10 protein-coding genes are annotated in these 11,972 nt (G+C 75.0%); 2 read left to right on the forward strand and 8 right to left on the reverse strand.

The genetic code is table 11. The features are described from left to right. Positions 1–36: 36 nt before the first annotated feature. Positions 37–990: an anti-sigma factor RsbA family regulatory protein gene (locus ACZ63H_RS01870; protein ID WP_469861147.1), complete on the reverse strand. Its 954-nt coding sequence runs from the start codon at positions 988–990 to the stop codon at positions 37–39. Then, positions 987–1,370: an STAS domain-containing protein gene (locus ACZ63H_RS01875; RefSeq protein WP_469861149.1), complete on the reverse strand. Its 384-nt coding sequence runs from the start codon at positions 1,368–1,370 to the stop codon at positions 987–989. The genes ACZ63H_RS01870 and ACZ63H_RS01875 overlap by 4 nt, the downstream gene beginning before the upstream one ends. Positions 1,371–1,553: 183 nt before the next feature. On the opposite strand from ACZ63H_RS01875, the gene ACZ63H_RS01880 reads away from it, so the two are divergent. Further along, positions 1,554–2,297 carry an ANTAR domain-containing response regulator gene (locus tag ACZ63H_RS01880; protein WP_469861151.1) on the forward strand — a complete coding sequence of 248 codons (744 nt, stop codon included), beginning with the start codon at positions 1,554–1,556 and terminating at the stop codon, positions 2,295–2,297. Between the two features lie 235 nt (positions 2,298–2,532). On the opposite strand, the gene ACZ63H_RS01885 is transcribed toward ACZ63H_RS01880, so the two are convergent. Beyond that, the gene (locus tag ACZ63H_RS01885) at positions 2,533–3,810 is read right to left on the reverse strand and encodes a M20 metallopeptidase family protein (protein WP_469861153.1); all 1,278 of its coding nucleotides are present in this window, start codon (positions 3,808–3,810) and stop codon (positions 2,533–2,535) included. Between the two features lie 402 nt (positions 3,811–4,212). Between ACZ63H_RS01885 and ACZ63H_RS01890 the strand changes: the two genes are divergently transcribed. Next, positions 4,213–6,393 (forward strand): BTAD domain-containing putative transcriptional regulator, encoded by a 2,181-nt coding sequence (locus ACZ63H_RS01890; RefSeq protein ID WP_469861155.1) that lies wholly within the window; start codon positions 4,213–4,215, stop codon positions 6,391–6,393. Positions 6,394–6,437: 44 nt separating this feature from the next. On the opposite strand, the gene ACZ63H_RS01895 is transcribed toward ACZ63H_RS01890, so the two are convergent. Genes ACZ63H_RS01895 through ACZ63H_RS01915 form a run of 5 tightly spaced genes read right to left on the reverse strand, consistent with a single transcriptional unit; the run spans position 6,438 to position 11,872 of the window. Then, positions 6,438–7,070, reverse strand: coding sequence for a LysE family translocator (locus ACZ63H_RS01895; RefSeq protein ID WP_469861157.1), 633 nt, complete (start codon positions 7,068–7,070; stop codon positions 6,438–6,440). Next, positions 7,067–8,341 (reverse strand): ATP-grasp domain-containing protein, encoded by a 1,275-nt coding sequence (locus ACZ63H_RS01900; RefSeq protein WP_469861159.1) that lies wholly within the window; start codon positions 8,339–8,341, stop codon positions 7,067–7,069. The genes ACZ63H_RS01895 and ACZ63H_RS01900 overlap by 4 nt, the downstream gene beginning before the upstream one ends. Beyond that, positions 8,328–9,284: an alpha/beta hydrolase gene (locus tag ACZ63H_RS01905; protein WP_469861161.1), complete on the reverse strand. Its 957-nt coding sequence runs from the start codon at positions 9,282–9,284 to the stop codon at positions 8,328–8,330. Before ACZ63H_RS01905 ends, ACZ63H_RS01900 begins: the two co-directional genes overlap by 14 nt. Positions 9,285–9,329: 45 nt before the next feature. Further along, entirely contained in the window at positions 9,330–10,625 is a 1,296-nt protein-coding gene (locus tag ACZ63H_RS01910) for an MFS transporter (RefSeq protein ID WP_469861162.1), read from the reverse strand. Then, positions 10,622–11,872, reverse strand: a complete 1,251-nt coding sequence (locus tag ACZ63H_RS01915) for an ATP-grasp domain-containing protein (protein ID WP_469861164.1) — start codon at positions 11,870–11,872, stop codon at positions 10,622–10,624. Before ACZ63H_RS01915 ends, ACZ63H_RS01910 begins: the two co-directional genes overlap by 4 nt. Positions 11,873–11,972: the final 100 nt, after the last annotated feature.

Below are 11,972 nucleotides of genomic sequence, written 5' to 3' on the forward strand. Positions count from 1 at the left end.
GGGGCCGCCCCTGAGGCCGGCGCCGGGTTTCCGGGCTCAGCGGCCCAGGTAGCAGCGGATGGTGGTGCCCTCCGGCCCGGTGTGGACGCGAACGAGGTCGGACAGCAGGTTGACCAGGAGCAGTCCGCGTCCGCCGCGCTGGTCGCGGGCGGCGGGACGGCGGCCGGCCAGCGGGTCGGCGAGACGGCCCTTGTCGCGGACCTCGCACAGCACGTGCCCGTGCTGTGCCCACACCGTCAGCGTGCCCGTGCCGCCGCCGTGCACCACGCTGTTCGTGGTCAGCTCGGCGGTGATCAGCGCCAGGTTCTCCAGCGCCGTCCCCGCCAGGCCGAGCCGGGCGCCGTGGCCGGTGGCCAGGTGCCGGACCGCGGAGAGGGAGTCCTCGGTGAAGGCGGTGGCGAGCACCCCGGGGCCGGCGCCGGGGGCGGGCGGCAGCGGCAGGTTGTAGCGGGCGACGACGCCGTCGGGGTCGTACTCCGGGCTGGTCAGCCCGTCGGCCGAGCCGCCGGGGATGACCACCGGGTGGGTGGCGTGGGCGTCGGCGAGCACCCGCTCGTCCAGCCGGGAGGCGTCGTACGGGCACAGGATGGTGACCTCGCGGCCCCGGAACGCCGCGTTGATCAGCGCCTCGTGCTGGGCGCAGGCCGGGTACTCCTCGGCGCTGCGGCCCGCCCAGATCGGCTCGCCGATGATCCGGACCCGCCGGCCGGGGAGCTGCCGGTCGGCGAAGGCGCGCAGCACGCCGGGGATGATCCGGCCGGGGTTGCGTCCGGCCTCGCGCATGTCCAGGAACAGCACGCCGTCGCCGTCGGCGCCCAGCGCGTCCCGGATCAGCCGCAGGTTCTCCGCCGGTACGGCGACCGCGACCGGCTCGCCCGACGTGAGGCCCTCGCGGACGAAGGAGACGGTGCCGGCCAGGTACTGGTCCGTGTCGCCGTAGAACAGCGCCGGGTGCGCGAACGGCTCCGCGGACTCGCTCACCGTGGTCATGACGCCGACACCTCGATCCCGGGGAGGCCGGGCCACAGCAGCCCCAGCATCCGCGGCAGCGTGTGCGGCGGCCGGTCCAGCACCAGCCGGCGCCGCCCGTCCAGGCTCCGGGCGGTGTCCGCCAGCGCGCCGGCGCCCGCCACGTCGACGAAGGTCACCGCGGATAGCTCCAAGTAATACACGTCCTCGCCCCCGACGTCCTCGGCCTCGCGCGCGACCCGCTTCAGCGCGCGCTCCCATATGTCACGCGTGGGCAGGATCACCTCACCCACCGCACGGAATCCGCTCCGCCCGGTCAGCGGGTACACGTCGAGCCGCGGCGCCGCCTGTTCGGGAACGGCGGCGGCCTGCGGCAGTCGGGCCGACTCGGCCGCGCTCATGCCGTCTCCCAGTCGCACAGATACACAGCTGCCCAGTATGCGCCCTCCGCTCCCCGCCCGGCGCACGCCGTCCGTGCCGCACGGGCGCGCGCGGGGCCGGGGCCGGGCCCGCGCGGCGGGTGTAGGGCGCGGCGCGGGGGGCAGGCGGGGAAGCACGGAGGACCGCGGCCCGGGAGGGGAGACATGACCACAGCGGCACGCGCACCGCACGGCGGGCGGCCGGCACCCCTGACCGTCGGCGTCCGCGCGGAGGGCGGGCGGGCCCTGCTCCGGGCCCGCGGCGAGCTGGTCCAGGGCTGCGCCGACGCCTTCGCCGAGGCCCTGGCCTCGTTGCCGCCGGGAATCTCGCGCGTCGAGCTGGACGCCGGCGAGGTGGTCTTCCTGGACACGGCGGGGCTCACGGCCCTGCGCGCCCTGGGCGAGTACGGCCGCCGGCACCACGTGCCGGTCGCCGCCACCGGCTGGCGCGGGCAGCCGCGCCGGGTGCTGGAGCTGATGGGCCTGGACCCCGTGGACCCGCTCAGCGGCGGCCCGCCCGCCGCCCGCCCCGGCACCGCGGCCTCGGCGGTGGCCCGGGAGCGCGCCGAGCAACTGGACGTGCTGCGCCTGGAGATAGCGCAGCTGCGGCACGCGATCGACTCCCGTCCGCTCATCGACCAGGCCCGGGGCGTCCTGATGGCGGCCCACGCCTGCACCGCGGAGCAGGCGTGGGAGATCCTGCGGGAGGCGTCCCAGCGGACCAACACCAAGCTGCGGCAGGTCGCGGCGGCGGTCACGGCGAGCGCGGCGCCGGACGGCACGCCGCCGCCGGAGCCGCTGGGGTCCGCGCTGGCCGCCGCCGTACGCCGGTTCAGTACGGCAGCACGCGCCCCGAGGGAGTCCTCCGGTCGATCTCCTGCCCGCGCGGAGCGGCGGGCCGCCGGCTGACGCGTACCCGGATGCGACGGTCCATGACGCCCTCCTCCTGCCGGCATCGACCGGTCCGGCACACCGGTAGAGGGTCCGTGCCCAGGACCTGACCTGTTCACGCCTGGACGGGCACACTTCATGGCATCGTTACGAGCGCTCCGCCCGCCGGTCACCGGGGCGGGCAGCGGGAGTCGGGCCCTCCAAGCACCCGGAGCGCGGCCCGCCGCCCCTGCCGCGGCCGGCCCGCCCGGGGTCAGCGGGACGCGCGTGCGCCGCCGGCCAGGAAGGCGAGGGCCACCGCGGCGTGGCAGGCGATGCCGGTGGCGATCACGCCCTCGTCGACGGTCATGCGGGGCGAGTGCAGCGCCGGGGCCTCGTGCGGGGCCGCCTCCGGCGGGCAGGCGCCGAGGAAGGCCATGGCTCCGGGGACGGCCCGCAGTACGTAGGAGAAGTCCTCCGCCGTCATGTGCGGGGCGGGCAGGACGTCCACCGCGCCGGCGCCGAGCGCGTCGGCGGCGGCCCGGTGGGCCAGGGCGGTGAAGCCGGGGTCGTTGGCGGTGACCGGGTAGCCGGGGACGACGGTCGCCTCCGCCGTGGCGCCGTGCGCGGCGGCCACCCCGTGGGCGACCCGGGCGATGGCCTCGTGCAGGTGGCGCCGGGTCGGCTCGGTCAGCGTGCGCAGGGTGCCGGAGAGTTCGGCGGTGTCGGGGATGACACCGGCCGCGGTGCCCGAGGTCAGCCGGGTCACGCTGAGCACGGCGCTGTCGTCGGCGGCCACGCCCCGGGTGACGGCGGTCTGCAGGGCGAGCACGATCTCGCAGGCCACCGGCACCGGGTCGCAGGCGGTGTGCGGCGCCGAGGCGTGCCCGCCGCGCCCCCGGACCACGACGCGGAACAGGTCGGAGGCCGCCATCTGGGGTCCCGGCCGCAGCCGCAGCGCGCCGGCCGGCAGATTGGGGTGCACATGCAGGGCGAAGGCGGCGCCGACCCGGCTTCCGGCCGCCTCCAGCACCCCTTCCTCGATCATCAGGCGGGCTCCGTGGTGGCCTTCCTCGCCGGGCTGGAACATGAACACCACGCGTCCGGGAAGGGTGTCGCGCCGCCCGGCGAGCAGCCGCGCCGCCCCGACGAGCATCGCCATGTGGGCGTCGTGCCCGCAGGCGTGCATCAGCCCGGCACCGCGCGAGGCGAACGGCAGCCCGGTGGCCTCGGTGACCGGCAGCGCGTCCATGTCGGCGCGCAGCAGGATCGCCGGGCCGTCGCCCGCCCCGGTGAGGGTCGCGGTCACCGAGGACAGGGCGCGCCCGGTGCGGACGTCCAGGCCGAGGCCGTCGAGCGCGTCCAGGACCAGGCGCTGGGTGGCCGGCAGGTCGAGGCCCAGCTCGGGGCCCCGGTGCAGGGCGCGGCGCAGGGCGACCGCCCCGGGGGCCAGCCGGCACGCCTCCTCGAGGAGGGCGGGCCCGGCGGTGACGGCGGCCGGCGGGGCGGGGTCGCCCGGCGATCCGCCTGCGGCCCTGGGGGTGGATGTCATACGGCCGTTCTCCTTCCCGGAACCGGTCGGCGCGCGGGTCCCCCCACGGTAGGGACCGTGTCACCGGCCGGACAGACCCCGTCGGCACCGGCACCCCGGATCCGGCCGCCCCCGGCACACCACCAGGATGGCGGAAACCGGCCCTCCGGTCCGGTCGGCCGGGGCCGGTCGGCCGGGATTCCGTCCCTCGTCCGGGCCCCTTCCCATCGCGCCCGGCCCACACGTGTCAACGGCGCTTTTCGGTCAATTACTTCCGTGCATAGTTTTGCGCCACGGGGAATATGCGGTGGCGCTATTCGGAGTTCACGCCGCGTAAATTGCGCCACCGGGCCATTCGACTTACGATCGCCTGCAATCGAGCACTGCCAGGGGGCTGAATCACCACTCGGCACCGGGGGGGGCATGCCGGACCTTCGCAGCACCGGAATCGTCACAGACCGTCCGATCCACCCGAGGCCATCGCTTCCCTTCCGCATCCAGGTCCGGACATTCCGGGAGCGGACGGGCCTGACCCAGCGGGAGTTCGCCGAACTGGCCGGGATCAGCGTGCGGGCCCTGCGCGACATCGAGAGCGGCCGGGTGGGACAGCCCCAGGCCCGCACCCTGCGGCGGCTGGCCGGCGTCCTCGGGCTTGAGGTCGACGACATCCGGCATTCCGTGTCACGCAGCCGGAAACCCCTGACCCAGGGCGAATCGGGCCTGCGCATCGGTATTCTCGGCGCCCTCACCATCGACCGCGGCGGCGCCGTGGCCGAAGTGCGCGCCTGCAAGCTGCGGAGGTTATTGTCCCTGTTGGCGCTGTGCCATCCGGAGTCCGCCAGCCTGGACGAAATAGGCCGTACGCTCTGGCCGAAGGAACCGCCCCGCTCGTACCAGAACCTGATCCACACCTATGTGAGCCAGGCGCGCGGGCTGCTGCGCTCCCCCGGTTCCGGCCCGGCGGACCAGGTGTCCACGCCCCTGATCCGCACCCCCGTCGGCTACGCGCTGTCGCTCGGGCGCGACCAGGTCGACCTGACCCGTTTCCAGGACCTCGCGGACATGGCGCGGCGGGCCCACGCCGACGGCGACCCCACGGCCGCCTACGAGTTCGCGAGCCAGGCCCACCGCTGCTGGCGCGGCCCGATCCTGACCGAGGAACCCCAGCTGGCGCTGCACCCGGCGGCCACGGCCGCCACCCGGCAGCGGACCGAGAACCTGCTGCTGTACGCGGACCTCGCGCTGCGGTTCCGGCAGCCGGAGCTGGTGGTGCCCGCGCTGTACACCGCCGCGGAGGACGAACCGCTGAACGAGCGGCTCCAGGCGCGGCTGATGCTGGCGCTGGCCTGCTGCGGCGAACAGTCCGAGGCGCTGCGGGTGTTCGCCGAGGTCGGCCGGCGCCTCGACGCCGAACTCGGCCTCCAGCCCGGCCTGGAGCTGCGCCAGGCCCATGTGCAGGTGCTGCAACAGCAGTTGACCGGTCCCGCGGGCGAAGCGCCGCCCCGGCGGGCGGCACCGGTCCACCGGGAGACCGCGCCGCCGGCCCCGCCCGGGCAGCCCGAGGTCCGGCCGTCCCAGCTCCCGGGGCTGAACCGGCACTTCGTGGGGCGCACCGCCCAGCTCCGGGAGCTGGACCGGTTGCTCCTCGCCCCCGGCGAGCGGGACGGACAGGTCCCGGCCGCGCTGATCACCGGGCCGCCCGGCGTGGGCAAGACGGCGATCGCCCTGCGCTGGGCGCACCGGGTGCTCGACCGCTTCCCGGACGGCCAGCTCTACGCCGACCTGCACGGCCACGCCCGGCAGCGCCCCCCGAACGCCCTGGAGGCGATGGCCTCCTTCCTGCGCGCCCTCGGCGTCCCCGGGGACCGGATCCCCGGCACCCTCGGCGAGGCGACGAACCTCTACCGCACCCGGCTGTCCGGCCGGCGCGTCCTGGTCGTGCTCGACGACGCGTGGGACGAGGACCAGATCCGTCCCCTGATCCCCGGGGACGCGGGGTGCGCCGTGCTCGTCACCAGCCGCAACACCCTGCCCGACCTGACGGCCCGGGAGGGCGTCCAGCGGGTCGCCGTCGACGGGCTGGACGACGACGAGACGCTGGCGCTGCTCGGCCGGCTGCTGGGGCCGGAACGCGTCGGCCGGGAACCCCTGGCCGCCCTGGCGCTGGGCAAGTACTGCGGCGGCCTGCCGCTGGTGCTGCGGATCCTGTCGACGCGGCTGGTGCAGCACCCCGGTCTCGGCATCGCCCAGTACTACGCCGAGTTGCAGGCCGGCGGGCTGTTCCGGCAGCCCGCCGACGCACAGGACAGCCTGCTGTGCTCGGTCCAGGGGGTCTTCGAGCCGTCCTACACCGCGCTGCCCGAGCCGGCCCGCCGGGTGTTCCGGCTGCTCGGCCGGACCAGGGGCACCGACGTCACCGCCTACACCATGGCGGAGCTGGCCGGCCTGACACCGGGCGAGGCCCGGTGGGCCCTGTGCCGGCTGGCCGACGCGAGCATGGTGCGCGAGCACGCGCTCGGCCGGTTCGACGTGCCCGCCCCGCTGCTGCGGTACGCCGGGGCGCTGCTCGGCCGGGAGGAGGCGGAGCCGGTCCGGACGGCCTGAGCGCCGGGCCGGGAATCCGGCGCCGGTCCGGCCGCCGGGCGCGCTCATCCGCCCACGGCCAGGCGCACCGCGAAGACGCCGAAGACGACGGCGGTCAGCCCGTTGGTGAGGCGCTGGGCGCGCGCCGAGTGCAGGTGCCGGGACAGCCGGTGCACCAGCCTGGTCCACGCCAGCAGCCAGGCCAGGACGAGGGCCAGGTAACAGCAGGCCAGGACCGCCACCCCGGTGGCCGGGTGCACGCCGGCCGGCACGAACTGGGGCAGGAACGCCATCAGGAAGATGCCGACCTTGGGGTTGGAGCCGGTGCACAGCAGCCCCAGCGCGAAGGCCCGCCCCCTGCCGTGCGGGGTCTCGCCCGCCCGCGCCGCCGTGCCGGACGCCGTGGCGGCCGGTGCGGCGAGGGCCGCGCGCAGGGCCCGGTACCCCCAGACGAGCAGGACGGCGGCGCCCGCCCAGCGGAAGGCGGCGAACAGATCGGGGCGGGCGGCGAGCAGCGCGCTCAGGCCTAGGGCGCCCAGGGCCGCCTGGAGGGCTCCCGCCGTGATCATGCCGAGCGCGGCGGGAGTCGCGGTGCGCGGGGAGCCGGTGAGCACCAGGCGGGTGATCAGGGCCAGGTCGGGGCCCGGCGCCATGATCACCACCAGGGAACTCGTCAGGAAGGCGAGCGCGTGGATCATGGCTCCGTGACGGCCAGCCGCTGCTCCAGGGCGCGCACGGCCCGGTAGTCCCGCTCGATCTGCTCCGCGTCCGGGTGGGCGAGGATCACGAACCCGAGGTTGAGGCTGTCGACCAGGTCCCTGGTGACGGGGACCCGGTCGCCGTCGGACAGGTTCTGCACCGAGAAGTGGTGGCTCGGCAAGGTCCGGATCTCGTCCAGGACGGCGGTGCCGCGCACCGTCCCGGAGCGGCGGGCCATGTGGAAGACGCACATCTGGTGGGTCAGCAGCTCGTAGCTCTGCGGCAGTTCGCCGCCGGTGAGCCAGCGCACCGTCCGGTCGATCTGGCTGTCGCCGGTGGCGTTGCGGTTGAACCGCGGCTGGCCGCCGCCGTGCGGGCGGGCGCCCAGCTCGATGAGCAGCGGGCCGTCGGCCGTGCCCATCACCTCGACGTGGGCGGAGCCGAAGCGGATGCCCACCGCGTCCAGGACGCCGAAGACGTACTCCGCCAGGGCGGTGACGGCCGGGTCGTCCGGGGGCAGCCAGCGCATGGTGTCGTAGACGGCCATGTGCGGGCCGTTGTCGACCTTGCCGTAGGCGCACACGTCCACCAGGGAGTGCTTGCCGTCGTGGCTGAAGGTGTCCACCACGTACTCGGTGCCGGTGACGAACTTCTGCACGATGAGCCGGTCGTCCACCTCGCCGAACTGGTTGACCCGGCCGATCTGCCGCTCGAACACGGCCCGCCAGTCCGCCCCGCCCGCCACCTTGGTCACGCCGTCGGTGCTGGCGCTCTTGGGCGGCTTGATCACGAGGTCGGCCCCGGCCAGGCCCTCGCGTTCCAGCCAGGCGGCCGCCTCCTCGACGTCGGCGGTGCACAGCTGCGGGATGACCGGCAGCCCGGCGGCCCGCACGGCGGCGGCCATCAGGCTCTTGTCCCGGCGGGCCCCGGCCAGGGCGGGTACGTTGCTCAGGGCGGGCAGCACCCGGGGGGAGAGCCGTTCGGCCAGTTCCACGCCGGACTCGCAGCCGGCGATGACACAGCGCGGGTCCAGCGCCCGCACCCGCTCCACGACCTCGTCCAGGTCGCCGTCGTAGGTGATGACGTCGGGGAAGTCCCCGGGCCGGTAGGAGGAGGCGAACGCCTCGGGCGGGCGGGCGCTGCTGACCACCGCCGCGACCGGGACGCCCCGCTCGCGCAGGGCGTCGGCGAAGAGGGCACCGGAGGAGTAGGGGTCGACGACGACGCAGGGGCCCTTCCCCGGTCCGCCGCTCGGGTCAGCGCCCGCCATCGACGGTTTCCTTCCGGGCGAGCGCCGAGACGGCGGCGCAGTAGCGGGCGAAGAACTCCGCCGCGGGTTCACTGACGCGCCGGGCGCGCACCGGGGCGTGCACCATGCCCTCCTCGCGCACGTAGGTGACCGGCGTGCCGTGCTCCTTGAGCAGGGCGGTGTACTTCTCCGCGTCCACGCACAGGGAGTCCATCGCGCAGCCGACGACGTAGGCCGGCGGCAGGTCGTGGAAGGCGCCGCCGAGCAGCGGCGAGACGTAGGGGTCCGCGGCCTGTTCCGGCTTCGGGCAGTAGCAGGCGGTGTAGAACTCCATCTCGCCGCCGGACAGCAGCGGCGCGTCCTCGCCGCCGTCCCGCCAGCGGGTGAAGTCCAGCACCGGGCTGATCACCGCCTGGCCGCGCAGCCGGGGGCCGCCGCGGTCGCGCGCGATCATCGACAGCACCACCGCCATGTTGGCCCCCGAACTCTCCCCGCAGATGACCGCGCCGTCCGGGTCCAGGTCGCCGAGGCCCAGCGCGGGCAGGGCGGCGAGGGTGCCGCACAGTCCGGCGTAGCAGTCCTCCAGCGGGCCGGGGAACGGGTTCTCCGGGGCCATGCCGAAGTCCAGCGCGACCGTCACCAGGCCGGTGCGGTCGGCCAGTTCGGCGACCAGGCTGTGGTGGCTGTGCAGCGAGCCGATGACGAAGCCGCCGCCGCGGATGTAGAACAGCACGGCGTCGCCGGTGCGCGCGGCCGGTTCGTAGATGCGGATCCGGGCCGTGCGGCCCTCGTGTTCCACGGTGGTGTCCCGGTGCCGGACGCCCTCGGGCACGGGGATGGGGAGGACCTCGGTCAGCGCGTCGTACAGGACCCGCTGCCGTTCGACGGGGTAGGTGTAGAAGTCCGGCGGCAGGGCGCCGTTGACCGTCTCCACGAACTTCTCTATGCCTTCTGCGTAGGCCATGCGCAGCTCGCTCGCTTCCGAATCCAGGGGGTGCGGTGGGGCGGGTCAGGGAGTGTCGGCGGCGACCGGTCCGCCGCGCCCGGCCGGCTCCTCGTCGGCCGGGGCGGGGTCGGCACCGGGGTCCGCGCGGCGCTCGCTCATGCCGGCCAGGGCCGCCGCCACGGCACCCACGGTCAGCAGCCCGGACAGCCACCACACGGACGCGTGCGACAGCTGCCAGGCGGCGACGCCGAGCACGGGGCCGACCGCGTAGCCGATCTGCATGGGGAAGGCGGCGGCGGCGATGTAGCGGCCGCGCAGGTGCTCGGGGGCGACCTTGCCCGGCCAGGCCGACGCGGTCGGCGTGCCGATCATCTCGCCGGCCGTCCACACCACGGTCGCCACGACGTACATGGCCATGCCGGGCCCGGCCACGTACAGGTTCATGCCGACGCCGACCAGTCCGACGCCGAGCGCCACGGCGACCTTGCCGGGCAGGTGCTGCACGTACTTGGTGAACAGCAGCTCCAGGCAAATGACCATGACGGCGTTCAGCGACAGCAGGCTGGAGTAGAACGCCACGCTGTGTCCGTCGGCCTTGATCTGGAGCGGCAGCGCGGAGGTGTGCTGGATGTAGACGACGGCGTTGAGGAAGAGCGCCAGCAGGAACAGCACGTACCGGGTGTCCCGCAGCACGGCGGTGTACGACCGGGCCGGGGCGTCGGCGTGCCGCTCGGCCTGCCTGGCCATGCCCCCGGAGCGCGCCAGGACCAGGGCGAACGCGGCGAAGCCGAGCTGCGCCCCCGCCTCCAGATAGAAGATCAGGTTGTACGAGTGGCTGATGAGCAGCGCGCCGAGCAGCGGGCCCACCGTGGTGCCGAGGTTGAACGCCATGCGGTAGACGGCGAACACCATCACGTGGTGGCTCTCGGGCGTGCGCTCCACCAGCAGGGCCGAGGAGGCCGGCCGGTACATCTGCGCCAGCAGGCCGATGACCGCGGCGACCGCGATCACCAGGGGCAGGCTGCCGAGGTGGGGCAGGCTCAGCGTGCCCAGTCCGGCGAGCGCCATGGACCCGACGATGGTCCACGCATAGCCGATGCGGTCGGAGGCCGAGCCGCCCACCAGCACGCCGACCACCGAGCCCACGCCGTAGGCGCCGAGCGCGAACCCGGCCTCGGTCGCGGAGAACCCCTTGGCGGTCAGATAGAGCACCAGGTAGATCTGGAGGAAGTTGCCGAGCCGGTTGACCAGCATGCCGACGAGCACGAGCCAGATGGGGCCCGGGATCCCCCGCAGGGTCTCCAGGACCGACGGCCGGCCCGCCTTGCCCGGCCCGGCGGACGTCTGTCCGGTCGTCATCGGGGCGGCTCCTCCACCGGGCGGCCGGCGAGTTCCACGATCTCCGGTGCCTTCAGCAGGGCCGCCCGTGCCTGCTCCATCCCGTCGGCGAGGGCGATGACCCGGGCGTACCGGGAGATGTAGCCGCGCGGCGGCAGCCGCAGCACGGCCCCCGGGTCGGCCATGGGGTCGGCGCCGTGGATCCCGGCCGGGAAGCGGTCCTCGTGGACGGTCACCGACTCGATCTCGGTGTCCCGCTCGGGGTACAGGAACGTGATCGCCGCGGCCCGCTGCCGGGTCGGCGTGGTCTCGGGGCGCCGGCCCGCCGCGACGTCGGCCGCCGCCATCGCGATGTCGACGCCGGTGGCCAGCTCGCCGAGGTAGGGGATCATGTCGCCGCCGAGGCGGGCGTTGACCTCCATCAGGCGCGGGCCGTCGGCGGTGAGCCGGAACTCGGTGTGGCTGACCCCGGTGTGGAAGCCCAGCGCGGCGTGGCTGGCCCGCAGCGCCTCGACGAGCTGCGGGTCGGACAGCAGCGGGTCGGCCGCGTCCACCTCGTGCCCGGTCTCCTCGAAGAAGGGCGCGAGCCCGACCTGCTTGCGGGCCACCGCCAGCGGGGTGCCCTCGCCCTCGAAGAAGACGGCGTCCACGCTGATCTCGGGCCCGTCGACGTACTCCTCGACCAGCACCGACACCTCGAAGACGGGCACGCCCGGGTAGGAGACGCCGGTCGCCGCCCGGTAGGCGCTCTCCACGTCGCCGGGACCGTCGGCCCGGCGCACGCCCATGCCGCCGGCCAGTCCGCGCGGCTTGAGCACGACCGGGAAGCCGATCTTGTCCGCCGCCTGGCGGGCCTCGGCCAGGGAGCGCACGCCGATGGAGACGGGCTGGGCGACCCCGGCCCGCTCCAGCGCGGTCCGCGTGGCGTTCTTGTCCCGGCAGGCGGCCACGGTCTCGGGGGAGTTCCCCGGCAGCCCCAGCGCCTTCGCCACGTGCGCGGCCGGGGTGACCAGGCCCTCGTCGTAGCAGAACACGCCGGTCACCTCGTGCTCGGCGGCCACCCGGCGGGCGGCCTCGACGAGGAGTTCGGGACGGGTGTTGTCGACCTCGGTACTGCCGACGACGTAGGGCTCCTCCCAGGTCACCGCTGCCGGCTGGAGCAGCCAGAGCGCGTAGCGCCGGCTCACCGATCGCAGGATGAACTCCCGGCTGCGCCGCGAACTGCTGCCGATCAGCAGCAGCAGCGGCTTGTCACCGTCCCTGCCCATGTTCCGCTCTCCTCACATGTGGTCGCTCGTGGTCCGGTCCGGGTGCCGGCGGGCCGCGCGGCGCACTCGCACCCGGGCCCGCCGGTCTTTGGAAAAAAGA

It is taken from the genome of Streptomyces sp. NPDC104831 (assembly GCF_055583025.1).

Excerpts from the sequence above, each read along its gene's own strand:
- ACZ63H_RS01870 (WP_469861147.1), bottom strand. The coding sequence starts at position 990 with ATGACCACGGTGAGCGAGTCCGCGGAGCCGTTCGCGCACCCGGCGCTG.
- ACZ63H_RS01875 (WP_469861149.1), bottom strand. The coding sequence starts at position 1,370 with ATGAGCGCGGCCGAGTCGGCCCGACTGCCGCAGGCCGCCGCCGTTCCC.
- ACZ63H_RS01880 (WP_469861151.1), top strand. The coding sequence starts at position 1,554 with ATGACCACAGCGGCACGCGCACCGCACGGCGGGCGGCCGGCACCCCTG.
- ACZ63H_RS01885 (WP_469861153.1), bottom strand. The coding sequence starts at position 3,810 with ATGACATCCACCCCCAGGGCCGCAGGCGGATCGCCGGGCGACCCCGCC.
- ACZ63H_RS01890 (WP_469861155.1), top strand. The coding sequence starts at position 4,213 with ATGCCGGACCTTCGCAGCACCGGAATCGTCACAGACCGTCCGATCCAC.
- ACZ63H_RS01895 (WP_469861157.1), bottom strand. The coding sequence starts at position 7,070 with ATGATCCACGCGCTCGCCTTCCTGACGAGTTCCCTGGTGGTGATCATG.
- ACZ63H_RS01900 (WP_469861159.1), bottom strand. The coding sequence starts at position 8,341 with ATGGCGGGCGCTGACCCGAGCGGCGGACCGGGGAAGGGCCCCTGCGTC.
- ACZ63H_RS01905 (WP_469861161.1), bottom strand. The coding sequence starts at position 9,284 with ATGGCCTACGCAGAAGGCATAGAGAAGTTCGTGGAGACGGTCAACGGC.
- ACZ63H_RS01910 (WP_469861162.1), bottom strand. The coding sequence starts at position 10,625 with ATGACGACCGGACAGACGTCCGCCGGGCCGGGCAAGGCGGGCCGGCCG.
- ACZ63H_RS01915 (WP_469861164.1), bottom strand. The coding sequence starts at position 11,872 with ATGGGCAGGGACGGTGACAAGCCGCTGCTGCTGCTGATCGGCAGCAGT.